Below are 18,625 nucleotides of genomic sequence, written 5' to 3'. Positions count from 1 at the left end.
GAGCAATACCAGGAAAATATCAACGGTTTCCAAGCGGTAAGGTCCTCCGGTATGTTTAATCGTATAGACTGTTTATCTAAGCCCTAGAGGAGGTACCAGACCGTGCGATACCCATTGCGATTACAGGCCAGTGCACTACTGCTGGCTATGGTGTTGCCCCTGGCCCAGGGGCAGGCGGCGGAGAATGGCGACGAGGCAACTGTGGAAGCTTTGCGCAAGGAGATGCAGAGCCTCGATCAGGAGCTGGCGGATTTCAGCGCAGACCGGCGGGAACAATTGATGGCGGACATTGAGGACGTTCTCGCTGCCATCGAAGACCGCATAGCGACACTGGACAACCATCTTCAGGAGAATTGGGAGACCGCTGACGAGTTATCTCGGGCTCAGGCGCAGACCGCACTGGCAGCGCTGCGACGGGAGCGGGCTCGGGCGGCGGAATGGCACCAGCGTATGCAGGACAGTCCTGGTTTTACGTGGGAGTCTATGAAAGACGGTTTCAACGACGCCTTCGACGACCTCTCCGAGACCTGGCAGGGGGCAGAGCAGGGTGTTCGTAAGGCCATTGAAGAGGACTGACAGGGCGATCGCTCGCTCAGTGGCAATTCAAGAGGCAGATTAGATGGCGACAGGAAAACCGGGCGGCCTGGGACTCAAAACGCGCCTGTTTCAGATCATTTTCGAATCAGATACCCGCCTGGCCAAAGGCTTTGATGTTCTGCTGGCTTTGCTGATATTTCTCAGCGTCGGGATTATTCTCCTGGACAGTGTTCCGGAATATCATGCCCGCTACGGTGAGCTCTTTTTTGTGCTGGAATGGTGTGTAACGCTGCTGTTCACTATTGAACTCGGCCTGCGTATTTATTGCCTTGAGAAGCCCAGGTTTTATCTGAAAAGCTTTTACGGAGTTATTGATGTTCTGGCGGTTCTGCCGACCTGGCTGGCACTTCTGTTCCCGGGAGCACAGACGCTCGTAGTAGTGCGCTTGCTGCGTACGTTGCGCCTGTTCCGCGTATTGGAAATGATGACCGTAGTGGGTGAGGGCCGCCTGCTGATGGACGCGCTGATTCGCAGTCGGCACCAGATCCTGCTCTTTCTGTTCACAGTGCTGATGCTCGTGACCATCTTTTCATCTCTACTCTATCTCATTGAGCCGGCCGAGGCGGGCTTTACCAGTATACCCAAAGCCATTTACTGGGGCATTGTGACACTGACGACGGTGGGCTATGGCGATATAACGCCGATTACAGCCTGGGGCCAGTTCCTTTCCATGATGATTATGTTGACGGGTTACTCGATTATCGCACTACCCGTTGGTGTTTTTTCTGCGGAAGTCATTCGCGCCCTGCGGGCAGAACGTTATTCCGATGAAGCCTGCCCCGCCTGCGGTAAGCATCGACATGACGTTGACGCCAGGTATTGCAAATATTGCGGTGCCTGGCTTGATGAAGAGCGGCCAGAACCGCGAGGCTCTGGTTAATGAACGGTAAGGGCGCCCTTAAGGCGCCCTTCGACTCATGGTGTATCTGTGGAATTGGCGTCCGGGGAAGGCCTGGCGCTTTCAGCTCCACCGGCTGGAGGCCGTGCAGACGGACGAGAACCAGGGGGACCGCTCGCACCGGCGGCCGGCGGGTTGGTGGTCATCGCACCCTGGGAATGCGCGGAAGGTGTTGCCGCGTCCCGACGAACGCTCTCTCCTGAACTCGGAGCGTCGACACTACCCGGTGATTCGCCATTGTCGGCGTCGGAAGAGGTCTGGTGACCGCTCGATGCATCCGGGGGTTGTTGGCTCATCAGGGACTCTTCTGCCTGGGTTCGTGGTAACAACGCTCCCAACGCCGCCCCGACTGCGATAGCCGCTGCCCCTACCATCAGTGGTTGCTCACGAAGCAGGTCGTTGTAGGTATTGCGTACAGCATGGGCACCCGAGCGGCTCGCTTCCATGGTTTGATGGCCTGCATTACTAACACGGTGCTTCAGGTCGCTGGCACTATCGGCCAGGTCGTGCTGCTTCTCTTTTGCGCCGTGGGCCACGCTACTGGCTGATGAGCGGGCCTTGTCTGTAGCAGATGACATTGCTGCAGAGGCTGAGCGCATTCCGTGGGTTATTCCTCCCGAAGATGTCCGGGATTCGCCTGCAGTAGGGGGCTGTTTGGAAGCAGACATGAGCCAGGTCAGGCCCACCCCCGCCAGAATTGCAGGTACAGGATTATTCTGGACCTGGGTTGTAAGGTTCTGGACAAAATTACTGTTGCCATTGCCCCGAAACATCGCCATGGCCTGATTGATCAGTTCGCCTGGGGAGAGCCGATTGAAGAGATCGTCAACGGTATGTTCCATGTCAGCGCGCACTTCGTCTGCTTCCCGCTGGATCTGTTCAGGATTTTTGGCCATGTCTTCTTTGATATAGTCTCTTGCGGTGCTCATGATGTAGTTCCCTTTACCGAATCTTTGTTTTTGCGAATTTCATCTATCGTGCGTTCGGGCTTGAAGCTGGAAGGCTCGAGTTTCTTCTTGCCCCCCTGAACCATGAGCAGCCCCACCACAGTCGTCACGGCACCCACGAGGAGCACTGCCATCCACGCGTCCATTACTTGCGCAAGGCCAAGGGCTGCGGCACCAAGCAAAAACAGGTAGCCGGAGTTAAGCACAACCGCACCGCTGAGCAGGCCAGTCATACCTTTTTTGGTGTCTTTCACGGAGCGCCCCACCTCTGAGGCTGCCAATGCCAGCTCTTTTCGAAAGAGCAGAGCCACGTCATCCACAAGGTGTTTGACCAGGCTGTAGACTTTCACCCGTTCCTGGGCCTGGGATGACTCCGAGGATGACGCAGGTGACGTAGGTGTATCTGCCATGGTCGGCCTGGTGTATTCGTTCTCAGCTGTATTCGCCATGATGACCTCCTGGTGCCACTGTTCAGTGCTGACTTCCCTGGGAATTGGACGACGCTTTTAAGAAACGGCTCAGAATCAGGCCTGCGCCTATCCCTCCAAGCACGAACATCGCCGGGTTCTGGCGTGCAAGGCGGGTCGCGTCCTGTAGCAGTTCTTCAGCATTTTTATGTTCCAGCTTGCCGGCAAACTCTGAGAGGCTGGAAGCCAGTGAAGACGTAGTCTGAGCCAGCGTTTCCTGGCCCTGCTCGTCCAGGCTGCTTGCGGCGCTGTCCAATGCCCTGGCGCCAGCCCCAGCTATATTGGAGGCGTCATGCTTGCGCCCTTCGGCCTCGTCCAGCGCCCGATCTCGCGCTGTGTTCTTGGCTTCCTCAGAGATGTCGCGTGCCTTTTCGCCAAGATCGGTTTGCGTGGATGATTCTGTACCACCGTTGCCGGGAGTATTGGGATGCTGCGTTTGCATATAACCTCCTATGCGTATTTCCGCCTGATTGACGTGTTATTCCCTTGCAGAACTGCTACAAGCACGCGCCGGGCCATCTTAAGGCGAACCTGTCAGAGGCCATTTAAACAAAGGGTTATAGGGCGCATCCCTCCGGCTCCACAGTTAAGGCGGCGCCAGAATCGGTAATAATTGCGCAAAGTGTGCAATTCCTACAGGTTTCGGTTATCCGCAGAACGCTTCGGCTATACAGTTTGTCCTCTTTTCGCCGCATCTATGTCCGTTTTTAGCCTTTTGAGGCACCAAAAACAGTTGCAGCATAAGGCAGTAGAAGGAGCTGACAATGAAAATAAATTATTCCTGGATTGACTCCCCCCTGGTAATCGATGTCATTGGCGATGATCTTTGGAGCCTGTTAAGAAGCACCGCTCAGGACGAGGCCATACTGGGAATTAGTGATGCAGCAGACAGCGATACCAAATCGGCATACTTAAGCCATCTTAAGTACATATTGAATGGCCATGGGCATCTGCTGATTGGAAGCGTCCATGGTCAAATCGTTTTGACCTGCTTACTTCTCCAGCAGTCATTGCAAACAACAAATCATCTCGCGGAATTACAGAAAGGCGTCATTGCCGACTCTTTTCGAGGAAAGCGATATTTGGAGGGCGCGCTTCAACGTATTGTCATCAAGGCAAAGGAAATTGGCGTGAGTCGGCTCACACTTGATGTTCGAGAAGGCACAGCCGCACACAAGTTGTGGTCGCATTGGGGATTCGAATCTTTTGGCGTACTGGATGATTACGCCCGCCACAATGGTCAGTCGTATCGTGGCCATTTTATGCACCAGTCCGTCGATAATCTTTCCAAAAAACTGAGTAGTAAAAAATCCTCGAAAGAGAAAACACTCAGTAATGTGAAATAAAACCGATAACGTGAGGGATATACGATGGTGAAAGCCCGGGATAGATTTCGAGAGCGACTGGAAGAAACATTACATCAGAAGCTAACCCTTAGCCATCCGTTGTTTTCCATGTTGCTGGATGAGAAAAGGGCAGATAAAGAGCTCCTGAAAAGGGTTGCTCTCCAGGGCTATCAGCTTACAAAAAACTTTCTGACCTATATTGAAAATCTTTTCTTTTATTGCCCGATGGAAAAACACAAGCGGCGCCTTCTTTTTAATATGTTCGAGGAGGAGACGGGCAGGTTATCGAGAACCAAAAACCACGTGGAGCTAATGCAGGATTTCATTAGAGCATTAGGTATCAGTGATCAGGAACGCGACGCAGCCGTTGCGCTTCCCGCTACTCAAGAGCTGATAGATTTCAGAATGGAAGCCTGTACCACTGCGGGCCGGTACCACATTGGCGCAGCAGCGGTGTTGATCGCCAGTGAAGGTCAGAATCTTGAAACACTGGGTGAGGAAGCGAGACACACCATTTTAGGCCGGGTGTTCGGGTTGAAAGAGGCTGATCTGCTGTTTTTCTCCGTCCACCAGAAGGAGGATGTAGGGCACGTACAGCAAGGGCTCGACCTGGTGGCGGACCTCTGTACAACTGAAAGAATGCAGCAGGAAGCACTGGAGTCCGTAAATCTCACCTGCGACCTTTTCTACGGCATGTATCAAGGCATCTACGAGACGGTAAAGAGAGGGGAGCTCTCGCATGCCTGAACCACGGAAGGTGAACCCTGCGGGCGTAGTGTGGGGCGTAATACTGATTGGCTTCGTGGTTATGTTTTTAAGTTCCTCCATTAAGGGAACTTACCAGATATATTTTCGCGATCTGGCAGATTTTTTTGGCGTTGGCAGAGGTGCCTTTGCCTTGTCCGGGGCTCTGTTCGGGCTGAGCCTCGGACTTTTTTCTCCTGTTGTAGGTGCTGTGTGTGATCGGTACGGCCCCTATTTGTGTTTGCTCTCCGGAGGTGCGGTAGCCTCGCTTGCGTTTTTCCTTCTCGGCAATGTCACCGAATATGGGGTCTTCCTCTTTGCATACGGCATTCTTGCCGCGTATGCGTTAGCGGCATTGAGTTTTGTCCCTGTGGGGATACTGATTGACCGGGTTATCTCCCGGCAGCGGAAGGGATTGGCTTTTGCCGCCGTGAGCAATGGAGTGGCAATAGGTTTCATTGTGCTTTCGCCTTTATGGGTATGGTTGAATAACTGGATGACCTGGAGCGACCTTTCAAACTACCTGGCCATCGTTTTCGCAGTGCTTATAACCATACCTGTTCTTCTCGTAAGCCGAGCCTTCCCCGTACCGGGCGACACAAGCGCCAGTGGGCAGAATGAAAATTCAGACAAGGTCAGCGAACACCTGAAGAAGCCCCTGTTTTTGTTGCTCGCCATGAGTTTCGCAGGATGTGGTGCTTCAATGGCGTTTATTGATATCCATCTGGTGCCACTGGTCCAGGAACGAACGCTGTCGCTGGGCGGTGAAGGAACCTCCACGGTTGCCCTGATGCTCAGTGTTTTGGGCCTGTTCGAGCTGATAGGGGCGGTAGTCGTCGGCTATGTCGCCGGCAAACTCAATGTTTCCCGGTTACTCGCCATGCTCTACGGAGTGCGTGCCTTATCCCTGGCCATGCTCGCTGTTACACACTCCCCGGCGCTCTTCATTCTCTTTGCCGTGCTGTTCGGGCTGACGTACATGGGGACAGTCATCCTGACCTCCATGATCTGCCTGAATTGTTATGGTCCGAAGATAAAAGGAAAAATGTTCGGACTGCTATTCAGTGTTCACCAGGTCGCCGTGTTCCTGACCGCCTGGCTGGGCGGTTTCGCCCGGGACGCTACGGGCGATTACACCCTGACAACGCTGGCTGTGACGAGCGTGTGTCTTCTGTCACTGTTTGCCGCACTGTCTCTCAAGGGCATAAGAACAGGCCAGAGCAATCTTGCTGCAGAGCCAGAACCTACCTAAAACCGGACAGGACATACCATGCCCCATTCCCATGAGACCACAGACGCTTTGCACCGGCCGCTCGCCTACGGGCAGGATGCTCACTCGGAACCCGTCTATATGACATCGGCGTACGACTTCGGGTCTGCCGAAGAGGCGAGTGATCGCTTTAACAATCGCGTCCCGGGCAACGTATATTCACGATTTACCAACCCGTCCGTGATGAACTTCGAACGCCGGCTGGCCATACTGGAAAAAGCCGAGGAAGCCGTGGCGACCAGTTCGGGCATGGGTGCGTACCTGGCGCTTGCAATGGCTTACCTGAGACAGGGCGATCATGTCCTGATGGGCAACGGGATTTTTGGTTCCACGGCCCATTTGTTCAGGCACTACTTCTCCCAGTTCGGCATCACCTGCCAACCGCTTCCGTTAACGGCCACTGCAGCGTGGCGCGAGGCTATCCGTCCTTCCACACGGATGATGATTCTGGAGACGCCGGGCAATCCGACCATGGAAGTTGCTGACATCATGGCACTGGCCAGGATGGCGAAGAGCGCTGACATACTGTTGGTGGTGGACAACACGATACTCTCGCCGATTTATCAAAAGCCTTTAACACTGGGGGCTGACCTTGTTATTCAGTCGGCAGGGAAGTTCATTGATGGCCAAGGCCGTTGCGTTGCGGGTGCAGTCGCCGGAAGCAGCAAGCTGATTGCGCCGATAAAAACGGCGCTTCGCAGTGGTGGTATGACCTTGAGTGCCTTTGATGGCTGGCTACTTTCGAAAAGTCTTGAGACCTTACACGCTCGAATGGTGATGCATGAGACCAATGCCTTGCACGTAGCGCGATATTTGCAGGAGCATCCAGAAGTCACTCAAGTACATTACACAGGTTTGCCCGAGCGCCTCGACAAAGAGCTCGTGAATCGGCAACAGACCGGTCACGGCGGAGTGCTCAGCGCAGAAGTAAAAGGCGGGCAAAAAGCGGCCTGGCAGTTTATCAATCACCTCTCGCAGGTTTCACGCTGTACCAATATTGGTGATGCAAAAACGATGGTTACGCATCCGTGGTCTACAACCCATTGCCGGTATAGCGATTCTGAAAAGTTGAAGGCCGGAATAACGCCCGGCCTGATACGCCTGTCGATCGGCCTGGAATTTCCAGATGACATCATCGCAGACCTGGCCAACGCCTTTTCGCAAACCTATCTGCAGGAGCGGGATTCAGCATGAATCAGTCTTACTGCTTTGTCGTCGTTGGCTTGGTGGGTAGTCAAACTTTCTGCTCCATGCGTCCCTGAACGTCTTGGTGCTTTGAAAGCCAGCGAGCTCTGCAACCCATTCAATCGAGTGGTTCGTGGATTTCAGTAGCTGATCGGCCTTCTGAATTCGCTGCTCGTTAACATACTGTTTGAAAGTCATGCCCGTGGCCTGTCGGAACAACCGCTGGAAGTGGCGGGCCGAAATATTGAGTTGGCGCGCGACCGATTCTGCAGTTAACGATTGGCTATGCTTGCTCGCAACAATATCCTGCGCCTCGTGAATCGTCGGGTGGACGTGATCGCGATAAAGAAACTGGGGTGAAATCTGAGGGTCATCCCCCATTCGTCGACTACAGACGACCATTTCTCTGGCAACAGCAATGCCTGCTTCAGGGCTGACGATCTCGCTGATGAGGTGCAGTGTCAGATCGATCCCGGCACTGACACCTGCTGAGGTATATAACCCCTGATCCTCGACAAACATGCGTTCCTGAAGGACCACGGCCTTCGGGAAATCTTCGGCCAGCCGGCTTAGCTGCCGGTGATGGGTGGTGCATCTTCGGCCATCCAATAGCCCGGCCGCGCCGAGTATGAAAGCGCCAGTGCAAACGCCAATCAGCCGTGCATCCTGCCTGTCCATTTCCTGCAGCCAATCAAGAACTTCCTGATACAGCTGTGGGTCTGTTTTGCCGGCGCTGAGTTTCATGCCGGGAATAAAAATCAGGCTTCCCGGTTGAACCGCTGCGGGAAGTGGCAACATTGTGGAAAGAGCCAGACCTTGCCAGCTCGAAACCGTTTGTTGGGGGCTGATGTAATGGCAGCGAAAATGTTCTCCCTGTAGCTCATTGCAGTCTGCCAGTGCCTGGACCGGGCCCGATAAATCCATTAGATGGATGTTGGGCAAAATCAGGAAGTACACGTCCATTTACATCGCTCACGTCAGAATAATAGTGCGAAATATTCTAATTCATTCTACCGGGCCTAATCCTCGTAAATCATCTTGCGGGTCATACCGCCGTCGACCACGAAGTTCTGGCCGGTCACAAAACGAGCCCCCGGCGAAACCAGAAAGGCCACCATGGCCGCTACGTCAGCAGGGGTACCGACGCGGCCACTGGGGTGCTGGTTGTGATCGGAGGCAGACAGGGGCTCGAGCTCGCTGGGCGCCGGGGTCTGCCAGGCACGGACATCAATCCAGCCCGGGCTGATGCTGTTGGCCCGTACATCCGGCCCCAGGCTAACCGCCAGGGCATGGGTGAGGGCGATCAGCCCGCCCTTGCTGGCAGCGTAAGCCTCGCTATTGGGCTCGGACTGCAGGGCGCGGGTGGACGCCATGTTGACAATGCTGCCCTTGCTCTGGCGAAGGTGCGGCACTGTATGCTTTGCCATCAGAAAGGCGCCGGTCAGATTGACGTCGATTCGCCGCTGCCACTGAGCAAGTTCCAGGGATTCTATCGGCCCGTTGTCCGGATCAGCAATGCCTGCGTTATTGACCACCGCGTCCAGCCGCCCGCCCCATCGAAGGGCCTCGGCCACCGCAGTAACCACTTCGCCCTCACAGGACACATCCATTGTGATCAGGTGCAGGTTGTCGGGATTGCCGAAACCCTGCTCACAGGCCTTGATGGCTTCTGCATCCTGGTCAAGGACAACCACGCGCCAGCCCTTCTCCAGGAAATAGGTGGCAATGCCCTTACCGATGCCCTGGGCGCCACCGGTTACGAGAATGACCGGGGTTTGCTGTGCCATGTGTGGTGGCTCCTTGTGATCAGGAAGTGAGGCCTGCATTCATTATCAGTGGTTCTTGGGAGTTCGACCAAACAGGAGGCGTAACTCATCCTTTGCCGCCTCGAGACGCTCTCTATCCTTTGCGTTGAGTTGTTTGCCCGCCCGGTTGATGTAAAACGTCAGCATCGACATGGCAGAGCGGTAAGGGTCCGATTTTCGGCGGTGGCTCTCTTCCGCGGACTTCTTCAGGGAGCGGGCGATTTCCCGGGGATCGTCAAGGGCAAAGACGCCGCGCTCAAGGTCCAGGGAGTCGCTGGATTTGGTCACCTTCTGCGACCAGCGTTCAGATTTTTCCATAATCTAACTCCGGGTCGTTTCGTGTGTGGCTTTAAAACCATAGCAAATATTCGCCGGAAAGCGGGATAAGGCGTACGGGACTGTCTCTTGACCCAAACAATTATTTCCTGTTTCAGCTATCATGGGGGTTTGAAGTTGGTGAATAAGTCAACCGTTAGCCTGGAGAATAAAATGAGCAAGAAACCCGAAAAAGCGACATTAACAACGGCCATGATTGAAGAGCAGACAGCTGCTTTTCTGAAGTCCGGTGGCTCGGTTGAGTATGTGGGCAAGGGTAAAAGCGGGCAGTTCGCCGCCCCTGCTCCAAGGCCTGTTAACACCAAAGCTGGCTGAACCCGGGCATCGCCTTTCAAGGGATAGGCAGCGCCCGTTTCCAGGGATGGCACATGGCAAGCCAGAGATACTTGAGGTACCAGATGGCAAACGGATAGTTCCGCCGGTCCTGCGGTGCCAGCAGCTTGACGAGATCGAAATGGTTTGTAAGGACCTCACACGGGGCCTTCACAAACACTGGCTTGCCCCCAATATGAGACATGATGGACTTCGCCACATGGGCATAGGCCCAGGGCGTTGAGGTATTAGTGTCGAGCACCCCTGGTGCCAACAGGAAGAGATTGGGAGCGTCGGCAGAGAGGAATCTTGAATAGCAGCGACTGCCGATCTCGTTGAGGTTTTTTGCCTTGCTGAGCGCCTCCAGGCCGAGGAAGCCGAAGTCAACGCCATACCCGGTACCCCAGAGCAGCAGATCCGTTTCCAACGCTTCCCCGTTTGAGAGTTCAACATTTTTGCCGCGGAGTGAGCGGACTTCGCCCTGATGGCGCTGAATGTTGGCAAAGTTAGTGAGCATGCCCGGCCGGCCCGGAATGAGCTGGTCGCGACGTATGTCGAAATCACCCTCTGGCATGATTTCGTTGAGCCCCGCTTTCGCGTACCTCGCCCGCAGGTCCTTGTTGGTCAGTCGGTGTACCAGACTGGCCGGCAGGCAGAGCATCTGGTACCTGGCCAGAACCCGCATGTCGATGCCGAGGTGTTTGACCCGGCGCGTCGGCCTCATCCACTTGGTGGATCGGTAGATCCACGCCGTACTGCGGGCGCCGTGGGCGAAGCACAGGTCCAGTAGATCGTATGCGGAGGCACCGCCTCCAACCACGGTGACGCGCTTGTCTCTCAACTGTTCGGGATCGCGTAAGGCGGAGGAGTGATATTCAACAATCGAAGAGTTGGCGCGCTCAACATGCGGCACGACGGGGCGATTGTGTCCACCGGTGGCGGCAATGAGCCACTTCGCTTCGTGCGTTGAGCTATCTGTGGTCAGGCGCCACCCGTTGTCGCATCGCCGGGCACTTGTTACGGACTCATTCAGGCGGATGTAGGGGGAGAGTTCAAAGCGTTCGACCCAGGCTTCGATGTTGCCCAGGATACAGGGCTGATCCTCCCCGGAGAGTGGCAGGTTGCCAAGGGTCCAGTCTTCCTTGCGGAACTGTATGTCCTGCCAGGAGGGGAGGTCACGCCACAGGCCACCGATGCGGTCCCCGCGCTCCAGAAGTAGCACATTCAGCCCGGCGTCTTTGGCGTACTTCAAACAGATGACGCCACCGATGCCCCCGCCCACGATAACCAGATCAAGGCCATGATTGGTGTTCTGAATCATCGGCTGCTCCTGCAAATGCGGTGGCATCCCGACGAGGATAGGGGTGATCGACGCATTGCGTGCATTTATTAAGCTACACCCTCCCGGCGTCCAGCGCCAATATTCCCCGCTTGCCGATTAAAACCGGCTAACAGTTACGCCATAGTCCCTAAACGATCTAAGCTGATCGGGTTGAATTTGCCTATGGGGCGGCCTACAAACGGCTAGTGGAAATCAAGCAGAAGTATGACCCGGAAAATCTGTTCCGGGTGAATCAGAATATTCGACCCTAAGAGTGTCAGAGTAATTTACACAGTTGGTTTCCTGTTTCGTTAGCTTACTGTTATTTAATGCGTTTTTTTATGGTATGTGGATTGCATAGGCGCATTGCATATTGCGTCGCACCTGACGCCCAAACAAGGAAGGCAACGAATGAAACTCAATATTGCAATTGCTTCTGCTCTACTTGCCGCGTCGGTACAGGCTCAGGCGACATTGATTATCGATAACAGCACGACAGGGCTCTACAACGCCGGGCTTGGTGATCTTGCCAACATGGACGGCCCTGGCGGCTTTCTGTTAGGCCCAAATGTCAGTGAAGGTGACCCGACCATTCAACTGGCCGCGGACCCCGGCTTTACTTTCACTCCGGAGTTCGGAGCAGATTGGTTGGCTGGCGATTACACTGGTGGGAGCTGGAGCGCTCCGGGTACGGCTATACCGAGTACCTGGGCCGTAAACACTGAAACCGCAATTGTATATGACTTCGTTCTTGGCAGTCTTTCTGACCTGACCATAGATGTTGGTGTCGATAACGGCATTGTATTGTGGCTCGACGGTGCATTTCTGTTTGGCGCCACCCGTTCAGGTGGCGCTAATCTGAACGAGTATGATATCAACCTGTCCGCCATTTCCGCCGGCAGCCACTCGCTGCAGATTCTCCGCGCTGACCATGGTGGAAGCACCGGTTACGCTATTGAGGTCCGCGCGGAGGCCGTAGAGGTATCAGAGCCAGCCACACTGGGTTTGCTTGGTCTTGGGCTGGCTGGCCTGATAGCAACGCGGCGCCGGAAGCAGGCGGCCTGATTAGCGTAAGGTGGAGTTCACGGCTTACTTGGTGCCCTGGAACTTCATGGCGACATTCTCATTGTGGGCTGTGAACACCATTTGCCTTTGCTGATCGCCAAAAAAGCCGAGCCCGGTGTACTCTCCATTGCGACTAGGCTCGCCCTCAACCTGGGTGCAGTTGGACATCGTGTAGGTAATGTCAAAGACGTTAATCGATGCATCGGGCACTGAGAGGGAATTGGATTGGGTTCCCGAAAGGTGGCATCCAGTAGTGTCCGTATAGTACTGAGAATCAACAGTGCCATCGCTGCCCACATTCAGTGCCACCTCTGAGTTACCCTTTACATAAGTACCAGCAGCGTCCGCCAGAGAGATATCTCTATCGCTGACAGTGTTTTGCCGCTGCAGTGTGACCTTCGTGTTAACCTCGCCTTCTGCGTCCGCGGTAGAAAAGGTAGCCGACTCCTGCGATCTGACGGTCCCGCTTATGGTCCCTTCATCGCCCTTGTCTTCGATAAACCCTTCGGGGCCCACTACGCGATAATCATAACTGGTACCGCTGATTGCTGTGCCATCAAACGAGAGCGTTCCGATTGATACGCCCGTGTTGCCTCCGTAGATAACCGCAAACCTTCCTGTCGGGCTGATATAAGTGGTCGCGGATTCTGTACGATCGCTACCAACGTATTCAATTGTTGCGTCAAACAAACCGGCTTTCAGTGTGCCGTCACCCCCACCTGAGCTACCTGAACTGCTTGAACCGCCACCGCCACAGGCACTCAGAACCAAACCGGCGAATAGCATTACTGTTGCAAGACCTATATCAGACATCCTTTTAGACATCTCGCACCTCCATGAAGCGACCATTGGGAAAATGTCTCTTTGCATACTTTCTTTCTTTGCTCGTTTCGTTACCTCTTAGTGAAGGCCAAAACTTGGCAGCCTATAACCGTGAAGTTCCAGGCTCCAAAATACAAGCCTCCCACACTAAAGAATCGTTACAATTCGGACACTTAGCGCTGTAGTATGTGCAGCAATAACGGAGCCAGGGCAGTTTTTTCCCTTCAAATTGCGGGGCCTGCAAGCTTCATTAACAGGTGTACATAATCGGCATGTAAAATTTTTCGACGTACATGTTTCAGGCGATATACAGATAGTGCGGGGCCGTTCGGTCTACTTTCCGAAGGATCGTAAGGGCAGGGCCAGTAACGCACCAAGGCGCTGATGCCTGTCCTCTGAAAACTCGTCGAGGCCAAAGGCAGCGGGTTCCGGCGAGCGCCGGGGGCAGGTGTAGGTGCCAAACAGCCTGTCCCAGATCGTCAGAACCTCTCCGAAGTTGGAGTCGGTCTGGGGCTGTTGCGTGGAGTGGTGAAACTGATGAGTGCCCGGAGTCACGAAAAGAAGGTTGATCAGGGGTTCTATGCGGGCACCCAGGCGGATATTCGAGTGCGCCAGAAGCTGGGCCGCCTTGACTGCAATGACGTAGGGAATGACCTGACTTGGCGTCAGTGCCAGTGTCGCCATCACCAGGTAGATCACCAGCAAACTGACCACGACTTCCCCGGGGTGATGGCGAAAAGTGGTCGAATAGTCCAGTTCAAGATCACTGTGGTGAACCCGGTGCAGGCGCCAGAACGCACCGAAATGATGGTAGGCGCGATGGAGCCAGTAGCCAGCCAGATCCAGAATCAGGAAAGCAGCCAACGCTCCCAGCAACGGATGCAGGTGTGAGGGGGATGATTCTGGCAGTAGCAAGAGGGGAATCAATACCGGAGAAGCCAGAAGAACGGCTTCGTTGATAAAACCCAGGCTGAGGTTGTTAAACCAGCGGTCGTAACGATTCCGCAACAGCTTTTTCCGGGCGAAACGGTACTCCGCTGCAATAATCAGCGGAATACTGATCAGGTAAAAAAGCTGGTAGGTGGCCATAGCGCTTTATACTGGCGTTTCCTGGGTGTTAGCGTCCCTGCTTTCTGGTCCCTGTTATGTGTCACGGTTTTGGTCGTGCAACGCTACTACTTACGGAATTTCCTGGCGATAAAAAGTGCGGCCATGCCAGCGGCAAACAAACCCAGCATGCCGGGCTCGGGTACTGATACAGGAGGAGGTACCGCCACGCCTGCAAGAGCAGTTGAAGAAAGCATTGAAACGAACAGTCCGGTGGTGAGGTGTTTCATAGTGAATCTTCCATGTTATGGGCTCACTACGGAAACAGCATTTTTCAGGCCAGGGGTAGGGAAGCCGAAAGAATCAATGACCTGGATTACCGGCCAAATCAGAAGTGTAAAAATATCCGGCGGTTTTGAGTGAGTATCACCCAAAGCCCGCCGAAAGGTCAGGCCACTCAGGCGAAATCGTATTTCCCGCCCTTTTCGAGGGCTCTCTGATAGGCTGGCGTGGCGTGCACCCGCTCAACCCAGGCGGTGATATGGGGCCGGTTCTTACCCACGATACCCCGTGCCACTGAGGCCTCCAGCGGAAAACTCATCTGAATGTCCGCGGCACTGAGGTTGTCCCCGAGAAACCAGGTGTTTTTTGCCAGGTGGGATTCAACAAAATCCAGGTGGGTTTTGATCATCGGGCCGATGAAGGTTTCATTGGTCTTGTCTGCAATGCCTTTTGCCACCGGCTTGATAAAGAACGGCATCGGGCTGGTTTTTACCTTTTGAAACACCAGGCGCATCACCAGCGGTGGCATCAGGGAACCTTCGGCATAATGCAGCCAGTAGGTGTAGTCAAGCCATGCCTGGCCGCCGGCCTCCGGTAACATGGTGTCTTTGCCATAGGTATGGGCAAGGTATTCGATGATGGCACCGGACTCCGCCACTACCAGGTCGCCATCAGTGATCACAGGCGATTTGCCCAGCGGGTGCACCTTTTTCAGGCTTTCAGGCGCCAGCATGGTTTTGGGATCACGTTCGTAACGCTGGATCTCATAGGGCACGCCCAACTCTTCCAGCATCCAGAGAACACGTTGTGAGCGGGAATTGTTGAGGTGATGAACTGTAATCATGCAGAAACTCCGTTCGCAATAAAGAATGGGCAGGTTATCAGAGTAGTGTGCAAATGGCTTTTTGGTTCACCCACATTCCCAATATCCCTCTTAATCGGTAGCCTGAAGGTGATAAGGCAACAAGGAGGCTCACCATGGGTACCCTGCTGGCAATTCTCGCGGTGCTTTTTCTGGCCCTGATCATTATTGTTCCGCTGGTGGAAAAATACGCGCCCAAAGGGGAACCGCGGGACTACAGCAAAATTACGCGATGGATCATACCGCTGATGGCGCTGGCCCTGGTGCTGCAGTTGTTTCGGCACTACTTCATGTGAGGCGTTTAAGGTCTTTGAGGATTTCGGGCACCTTGAATGGCAGAAATCTCGCGGCTGCTTTTATCAGGCTGATAACGACATTCATCCGTTTGTACCAGAGCACCTGTTGAATCTTTTTCTTCATCGGGTGGTAGCCTTCCATGTAAAGCTCTTCCACACGGCCGGCATTGTTGGTGAGGCTGTAACTGCTGAGATCCAGTGGTACGACTATATCTGCCTCTTTCAGCTGTTTGCGGGTGCTGAAATCGATACCGATGTTGATGGCGTTGCTGATCACGTCAAACGTATCTACCGGTTTCGGGTAACGGCCGACGTGGCTCAGATCAATCGCCACGGTAATGCCCGCGCCCATTTTTGCCAACGGCGATATCGGTACGTTTTCAACCAGCCCGCCGTCGACCAGAATGCGGCCATCTACCTCTACCGGTACAAACAGGCCGGGCACCGCCATTGACGCGCACACAGCGTCCGCCAGGTTGCCTTCTCTGAAGATCAACTGTTCGCCGGTTTCGATGTCGGTTGCGCAAATGGCGAGGGGGATGTCGGCATCTTCGATGCGGCAATCGCCCAGGTCCCGATGGATCATCTCGCGAATGGCATTGGTGCTGAACAGGCCTCCGCGCTCCAGGGTGAAGTTGATAATCTTGGACAGGTTCAGGGTGGAGCAAATGGTAAGAATGGATTCCGCGGGCCGGCCGAAGGCGTAATAACTGGCGATCAGTGCGCCTGCACTGGTTCCCGAAATGCAATGAATCCGGATGTGTTCTTCCTCGAAAGCCCTCAAAACGCCGATATGAGCAATACCCTTGGCGGCACCGCCCCCCAGGGCAAGGCCGATGCGGGTATTAAAGGGATTGAGTTTCATGTGCGAGGGCCCAATGATGTTACAGGGAAAAACGTCCGATCAATGTTAACAGAGGTGGAGTATGGCGGAATCATCACTCAAGGAACAACTGAGCACCGCGGTAAAAGACGCGATGCGAAACAAGGATAAAACCCGGCTTGTCACCCTGCGTATGGCCCAGTCAGCGGTCAAACAGATCGAGATTGACGAGCGCCGGGAACTGGATGACGAGGAGGTTCTGAAGGTACTGGACAAGATGCTCAAACAGCGCCGCGATGCCGCCAGCCAGTATGATGAGGCCGGCCGCGAGGAGTTGGGCGACAAGGAACGGGCGGAAATGGTGATTATTGAGGAGTTCATGCCCGCAGCCCTTACTGAAGATGACCTGGACAGCCTGATCCGGCTCTCCATCAGCTCAACCGACGCCCAGGGAATGAAGGATATGGGGCGTGTGATGAATGATTTGCGCCCACAGGTACTTGGCCGGGTCGACATGGGCCACTTGAGCAAAAAAGTGCGGGCCGCGTTGGCGGATTAATGACCCTTCCGGCCGCCGGTTCCGCTAACCAATAAGAGGTAACTCTAATGACCGGCGGCCTGTTGATGTGGTTTGACCAAGATCAAGATCGAAGCAGCCCTCCCCCAATACAATCATTTCATATCAATGTTATGAGGCATTGATGGGTCCCGCTCATTGCGGGTCTGACAAACGGGGAGAATTAACCATGAAAGCCCTTCTAATGATGGCTGCGTTGTGTGGAATGGTGGGATTCGGAACACCTGCTTTTGCGGAGCATCCGGAAAGCAGTTCTGATGTAACATATGTTCCAGATGTCACTTTTACCCTGCGGACTGATATTGCAGATGGTCAGCTGGTGTATGTGAGTGAAAAGGGTCCCACCAAGGGCCAGATCAATCCGGACCTGAAGGTCGACGAAGGTGCGGTAGTGCAGGTCAACATCGTTAATGGCGATGGCGCTCTGCATGACTTTGCGGTGCCCGGGTTTGATGTAAAGTCTGATGAAATTTCCGGCAAGGGCTCGGCCACGGCTATTGTGTTCAAGGCCAATAAAACTGGCACCTTCGAGTACCTGTGCACATTGCCGGGCCATAAGGCGGCAGGCATGGTTGGCAGGCTGATCGTCGGTGACCCGAAAGAGCAGGCGGCGACCCAGGAGAAAGACCTTTCCAAGGACCCCCATGAGGTCGGAGAGCCGGTAGGCGATCGCGGGCCGAAGAATGTGACCGTTGATCTTGAAACCACGGAAGTTGTCGGTCGCCTGAACGACGGCAGCAGCTATAAGTTCTGGACCTTCAATAATACAGTTCCAGGCCCGATGATCAGGGTGCGCGTTGGTGACACTGTAACCGTGAATATGAAGAACTCCGAGGAGAGCTCACACATTCACTCTGTCGACTTTCACGCGGTGACCGGCCCGGGCGGCGGTGCTGCAGTGACCCAGGCGGCACCTGGCCAGACCAAAAGCTTCAGCTTCAAGGCTCTGACCCCCGGGCTGTATGTCTACCACTGTGCGACTCCGATGGTAGCCCAGCACATCACCAACGGTATGTACGGCATGATCCTGGTGGAGCCTGAAGGCGGCCTTTCTGAAGTCGACCGTGAGTTCTACGTCATGCAGGGTGAGCTTTACACCGCACAACGTCACGGCTCAGCTGGCCTGCAGGAATTCTCGCTCGACAAGATGCTCGACGAGCGTCCTGAGCACATGATGTTCAACGGTGCCATGGATGCCCTGACAGCCACCCACAAGATGGAAGCCGACGTTGGCGACAATGTCCGTATCTTCTTCGGTGTTGGCGGCCCGAACCTGGTATCCAGCTTCCACGTTATCGGCGAAATCTTCGACAAGGTGTACGACCAGGCCTCTCTCACCAGCCCTCCGCTGACCGATGTCCAGACCACTCTGGTGCCTCCTGGCGGTGCGACAATGGTTGAGTTCGAAACCGATTACCCTGGCAAGTACATCCTGGTAGATCACGCCCTGTCACGGGCAGAGAAAGGTCTGGTAGGTATCCTGAAAGTTAACGGGGAGGCCGACTCAGAGATCTTCGAAAGCTCCGAGCTGGTGGACGAAAATTCCGGACACTAAGCACTGATATTTGACCTGACTGACCCCGGCGAAAGCCGGGGTTTTTGTTTTTGGGTACCCGATAACTA

23 protein-coding genes and 1 pseudogene are annotated in these 18,625 nt (G+C 54.6%); 12 read left to right on the top strand and 12 right to left on the bottom strand.

Going from position 1 to position 18,625, the window contains the following annotated elements:
• Window positions 1–102 precede the first annotated feature (102 nt).
• On the top strand, window positions 103–576 hold the full coding sequence (locus tag FO268_RS02565; RefSeq protein WP_150989176.1) for a hypothetical protein: 474 nt from the start codon (window positions 103–105) through the stop codon (window positions 574–576).
• A gap of 43 nt (window positions 577–619) precedes the next feature.
• Window positions 620–1,477 carry an ion transporter gene (locus FO268_RS02560; protein WP_150989173.1) on the top strand — a complete coding sequence of 286 codons (858 nt, stop codon included), beginning with the start codon at window positions 620–622 and terminating at the stop codon, window positions 1,475–1,477.
• A 35-nt stretch (window positions 1,478–1,512) separates the two neighbouring features.
• On the opposite strand, the gene FO268_RS02555 is transcribed toward FO268_RS02560, so the two are convergent.
• The 3 genes from FO268_RS02555 to FO268_RS02545 are packed head-to-tail and all read right to left on the bottom strand — an operon-like array spanning window position 1,513 to window position 3,351.
• On the bottom strand, window positions 1,513–2,424 hold the full coding sequence (locus FO268_RS02555; RefSeq protein ID WP_150989170.1) for a DUF3618 domain-containing protein: 912 nt from the start codon (window positions 2,422–2,424) through the stop codon (window positions 1,513–1,515).
• The gene (locus FO268_RS02550; RefSeq protein ID WP_150989168.1) at window positions 2,421–2,891 is read right to left on the bottom strand and encodes a phage holin family protein; all 471 of its coding nucleotides are present in this window, start codon (window positions 2,889–2,891) and stop codon (window positions 2,421–2,423) included. The genes FO268_RS02555 and FO268_RS02550 overlap by 4 nt, the downstream gene beginning before the upstream one ends.
• 22 nt (window positions 2,892–2,913) lie before the next feature.
• The gene (locus FO268_RS02545) at window positions 2,914–3,351 is read right to left on the bottom strand and encodes a hypothetical protein (protein WP_150989165.1); all 438 of its coding nucleotides are present in this window, start codon (window positions 3,349–3,351) and stop codon (window positions 2,914–2,916) included.
• A 322-nt stretch (window positions 3,352–3,673) separates the two neighbouring features.
• Here FO268_RS02545 and FO268_RS02540 point away from each other — a divergent pair, with 322 nt between their 5' ends.
• The 4 genes from FO268_RS02540 to FO268_RS02525 are packed head-to-tail and all read left to right on the top strand — an operon-like array spanning window position 3,674 to window position 7,463.
• A complete protein-coding gene (locus FO268_RS02540) occupies window positions 3,674–4,255 on the top strand; it encodes a GNAT family N-acetyltransferase (protein ID WP_150989162.1) in 582 nt (193 codons plus the stop codon).
• 24 nt (window positions 4,256–4,279) lie between these two features.
• Window positions 4,280–5,002, top strand: a complete 723-nt coding sequence (locus FO268_RS02535) for a TenA family transcriptional regulator (protein WP_150989159.1) — start codon at window positions 4,280–4,282, stop codon at window positions 5,000–5,002.
• On the top strand, window positions 4,995–6,251 hold the full coding sequence (locus FO268_RS02530) for an MFS transporter (protein ID WP_150989157.1): 1,257 nt from the start codon (window positions 4,995–4,997) through the stop codon (window positions 6,249–6,251). Before FO268_RS02535 ends, FO268_RS02530 begins: the two co-directional genes overlap by 8 nt.
• Window positions 6,252–6,299: 48 nt before the next feature.
• Entirely contained in the window at window positions 6,300–7,463 is a 1,164-nt protein-coding gene (locus tag FO268_RS02525; protein ID WP_202336518.1) for an aminotransferase class I/II-fold pyridoxal phosphate-dependent enzyme, read from the top strand.
• On the opposite strand, the gene FO268_RS02520 is transcribed toward FO268_RS02525, so the two are convergent.
• Genes FO268_RS02520 through FO268_RS02510 form a run of 3 tightly spaced genes read right to left on the bottom strand, consistent with a single transcriptional unit; the run spans window position 7,455 to window position 9,577 of the window.
• Window positions 7,455–8,417, bottom strand: coding sequence for a GlxA family transcriptional regulator (locus FO268_RS02520; RefSeq protein ID WP_150989152.1), 963 nt, complete (start codon window positions 8,415–8,417; stop codon window positions 7,455–7,457). The genes FO268_RS02525 and FO268_RS02520 overlap by 9 nt on opposite strands.
• Before the next feature lie 56 nt (window positions 8,418–8,473).
• A complete protein-coding gene (locus tag FO268_RS02515; RefSeq protein ID WP_150989148.1) occupies window positions 8,474–9,241 on the bottom strand; it encodes an SDR family oxidoreductase in 768 nt (255 codons plus the stop codon).
• A 45-nt stretch (window positions 9,242–9,286) separates the two neighbouring features.
• Window positions 9,287–9,577, bottom strand: a complete 291-nt coding sequence (locus FO268_RS02510; RefSeq protein ID WP_150989145.1) for a DUF3175 domain-containing protein — start codon at window positions 9,575–9,577, stop codon at window positions 9,287–9,289.
• Between the two features lie 171 nt (window positions 9,578–9,748).
• On the opposite strand from FO268_RS02510, the gene FO268_RS22785 reads away from it, so the two are divergent.
• A complete protein-coding gene (locus tag FO268_RS22785) occupies window positions 9,749–9,910 on the top strand; it encodes a hypothetical protein (protein WP_191966800.1) in 162 nt (53 codons plus the stop codon).
• 16 nt (window positions 9,911–9,926) lie between these two features.
• Here FO268_RS22785 and FO268_RS02505 read toward each other — a convergent pair whose 3' ends face one another.
• Window positions 9,927–11,228, bottom strand: a complete 1,302-nt coding sequence (locus FO268_RS02505) for a flavin-containing monooxygenase (protein WP_191966798.1) — start codon at window positions 11,226–11,228, stop codon at window positions 9,927–9,929.
• A 176-nt stretch (window positions 11,229–11,404) separates the two neighbouring features.
• Here FO268_RS02505 and FO268_RS23310 point away from each other — a divergent pair.
• Both FO268_RS23310 and FO268_RS22930 read left to right on the top strand, forming a co-directional pair.
• Window positions 11,405–11,500: pseudogene (locus FO268_RS23310) on the top strand (BBE domain-containing protein); the annotation flags it as partial.
• Window positions 11,501–11,639: 139 nt separating this feature from the next.
• The gene (locus FO268_RS22930) at window positions 11,640–12,293 is read left to right on the top strand and encodes a PEP-CTERM sorting domain-containing protein (RefSeq protein ID WP_202336516.1); all 654 of its coding nucleotides are present in this window, start codon (window positions 11,640–11,642) and stop codon (window positions 12,291–12,293) included.
• A 24-nt stretch (window positions 12,294–12,317) separates the two neighbouring features.
• Here the strand turns inward: FO268_RS22930 and FO268_RS02490 are convergent, their stop codons facing one another.
• The 4 genes from FO268_RS02490 to FO268_RS02475 all read right to left on the bottom strand — a co-directional run bounded on the left by FO268_RS02490 (window position 12,318) and on the right by FO268_RS02475 (window position 15,288).
• A complete protein-coding gene (locus FO268_RS02490) occupies window positions 12,318–13,118 on the bottom strand; it encodes a hypothetical protein (protein ID WP_150989139.1) in 801 nt (266 codons plus the stop codon).
• A 330-nt stretch (window positions 13,119–13,448) separates the two neighbouring features.
• On the bottom strand, window positions 13,449–14,204 hold the full coding sequence (locus tag FO268_RS02485; RefSeq protein WP_150989136.1) for a sterol desaturase family protein: 756 nt from the start codon (window positions 14,202–14,204) through the stop codon (window positions 13,449–13,451).
• An 86-nt stretch (window positions 14,205–14,290) separates the two neighbouring features.
• The gene (locus FO268_RS02480; RefSeq protein ID WP_150989133.1) at window positions 14,291–14,452 is read right to left on the bottom strand and encodes a PEP-CTERM sorting domain-containing protein; all 162 of its coding nucleotides are present in this window, start codon (window positions 14,450–14,452) and stop codon (window positions 14,291–14,293) included.
• Window positions 14,453–14,619: 167 nt separating this feature from the next.
• Entirely contained in the window at window positions 14,620–15,288 is a 669-nt protein-coding gene (locus tag FO268_RS02475) for a glutathione S-transferase family protein (protein WP_150989130.1), read from the bottom strand.
• Between the two features lie 134 nt (window positions 15,289–15,422).
• Here FO268_RS02475 and FO268_RS02470 point away from each other — a divergent pair, with 134 nt between their 5' ends.
• A complete protein-coding gene (locus FO268_RS02470) occupies window positions 15,423–15,602 on the top strand; it encodes a hypothetical protein (RefSeq protein WP_150989127.1) in 180 nt (59 codons plus the stop codon).
• Here FO268_RS02470 and FO268_RS02465 read toward each other — a convergent pair.
• Window positions 15,595–16,467, bottom strand: a complete 873-nt coding sequence (locus tag FO268_RS02465; RefSeq protein WP_150989124.1) for a patatin-like phospholipase family protein — start codon at window positions 16,465–16,467, stop codon at window positions 15,595–15,597. The genes FO268_RS02470 and FO268_RS02465 overlap by 8 nt on opposite strands.
• 61 nt (window positions 16,468–16,528) lie before the next feature.
• Between FO268_RS02465 and FO268_RS02460 the strand changes: the two genes are divergently transcribed.
• Together FO268_RS02460 and nirK are read left to right on the top strand one after the other, a co-directional pair.
• Complete coding sequence (locus FO268_RS02460) at window positions 16,529–16,984, top strand: GatB/YqeY domain-containing protein (protein ID WP_150989121.1); 456 nt, start codon at window positions 16,529–16,531, stop codon at window positions 16,982–16,984.
• 187 nt (window positions 16,985–17,171) lie between these two features.
• Entirely contained in the window at window positions 17,172–18,557 is a 1,386-nt protein-coding gene (gene nirK / locus FO268_RS02455; protein ID WP_191966797.1) for a copper-containing nitrite reductase, read from the top strand.
• Window positions 18,558–18,625 lie beyond the last annotated feature (68 nt).

It is taken from the genome of Marinobacter denitrificans, assembly GCF_008795955.1.
Taxonomy (GTDB): Bacteria; Pseudomonadota; Gammaproteobacteria; order Pseudomonadales; family Oleiphilaceae; genus Marinobacter; species Marinobacter denitrificans.
This window is presented reverse-complemented; position numbering and strand designations above follow the sequence as displayed.

Coding starts and splice junctions, on each gene's coding strand:
- FO268_RS02555 (WP_150989170.1), bottom strand. CDS start 2,424: ATGAGCACCGCAAGAGACTATATCAAAGAAGACATGGCCAAAAATCCT.
- FO268_RS02520 (WP_150989152.1), bottom strand. CDS start 8,417: ATGGACGTGTACTTCCTGATTTTGCCCAACATCCATCTAATGGATTTA.
- nirK (WP_191966797.1), top strand. CDS start 17,172: ATGAAAGCCCTTCTAATGATGGCTGCGTTGTGTGGAATGGTGGGATTC.
- FO268_RS02470 (WP_150989127.1), top strand. CDS start 15,423: ATGGGTACCCTGCTGGCAATTCTCGCGGTGCTTTTTCTGGCCCTGATC.
- FO268_RS22785 (WP_191966800.1), top strand. CDS start 9,749: ATGAGCAAGAAACCCGAAAAAGCGACATTAACAACGGCCATGATTGAA.
- FO268_RS02485 (WP_150989136.1), bottom strand. CDS start 14,204: ATGGCCACCTACCAGCTTTTTTACCTGATCAGTATTCCGCTGATTATT.
- FO268_RS02545 (WP_150989165.1), bottom strand. CDS start 3,351: ATGCAAACGCAGCATCCCAATACTCCCGGCAACGGTGGTACAGAATCA.
- FO268_RS02550 (WP_150989168.1), bottom strand. CDS start 2,891: ATGGCGAATACAGCTGAGAACGAATACACCAGGCCGACCATGGCAGAT.
- FO268_RS02530 (WP_150989157.1), top strand. CDS start 4,995: ATGCCTGAACCACGGAAGGTGAACCCTGCGGGCGTAGTGTGGGGCGTA.
- FO268_RS02490 (WP_150989139.1), bottom strand. CDS start 13,118: ATGTCTAAAAGGATGTCTGATATAGGTCTTGCAACAGTAATGCTATTC.
- FO268_RS22930 (WP_202336516.1), top strand. CDS start 11,640: ATGAAACTCAATATTGCAATTGCTTCTGCTCTACTTGCCGCGTCGGTA.
- FO268_RS02540 (WP_150989162.1), top strand. CDS start 3,674: ATGAAAATAAATTATTCCTGGATTGACTCCCCCCTGGTAATCGATGTC.
- FO268_RS02460 (WP_150989121.1), top strand. CDS start 16,529: ATGGCGGAATCATCACTCAAGGAACAACTGAGCACCGCGGTAAAAGAC.
- FO268_RS02535 (WP_150989159.1), top strand. CDS start 4,280: ATGGTGAAAGCCCGGGATAGATTTCGAGAGCGACTGGAAGAAACATTA.
- FO268_RS02510 (WP_150989145.1), bottom strand. CDS start 9,577: ATGGAAAAATCTGAACGCTGGTCGCAGAAGGTGACCAAATCCAGCGAC.
- FO268_RS02480 (WP_150989133.1), bottom strand. CDS start 14,452: ATGAAACACCTCACCACCGGACTGTTCGTTTCAATGCTTTCTTCAACT.
- FO268_RS02560 (WP_150989173.1), top strand. CDS start 620: ATGGCGACAGGAAAACCGGGCGGCCTGGGACTCAAAACGCGCCTGTTT.
- FO268_RS02505 (WP_191966798.1), bottom strand. CDS start 11,228: ATGATTCAGAACACCAATCATGGCCTTGATCTGGTTATCGTGGGCGGG.
- FO268_RS02475 (WP_150989130.1), bottom strand. CDS start 15,288: ATGATTACAGTTCATCACCTCAACAATTCCCGCTCACAACGTGTTCTC.
- FO268_RS02515 (WP_150989148.1), bottom strand. CDS start 9,241: ATGGCACAGCAAACCCCGGTCATTCTCGTAACCGGTGGCGCCCAGGGC.
- FO268_RS02465 (WP_150989124.1), bottom strand. CDS start 16,467: ATGAAACTCAATCCCTTTAATACCCGCATCGGCCTTGCCCTGGGGGGC.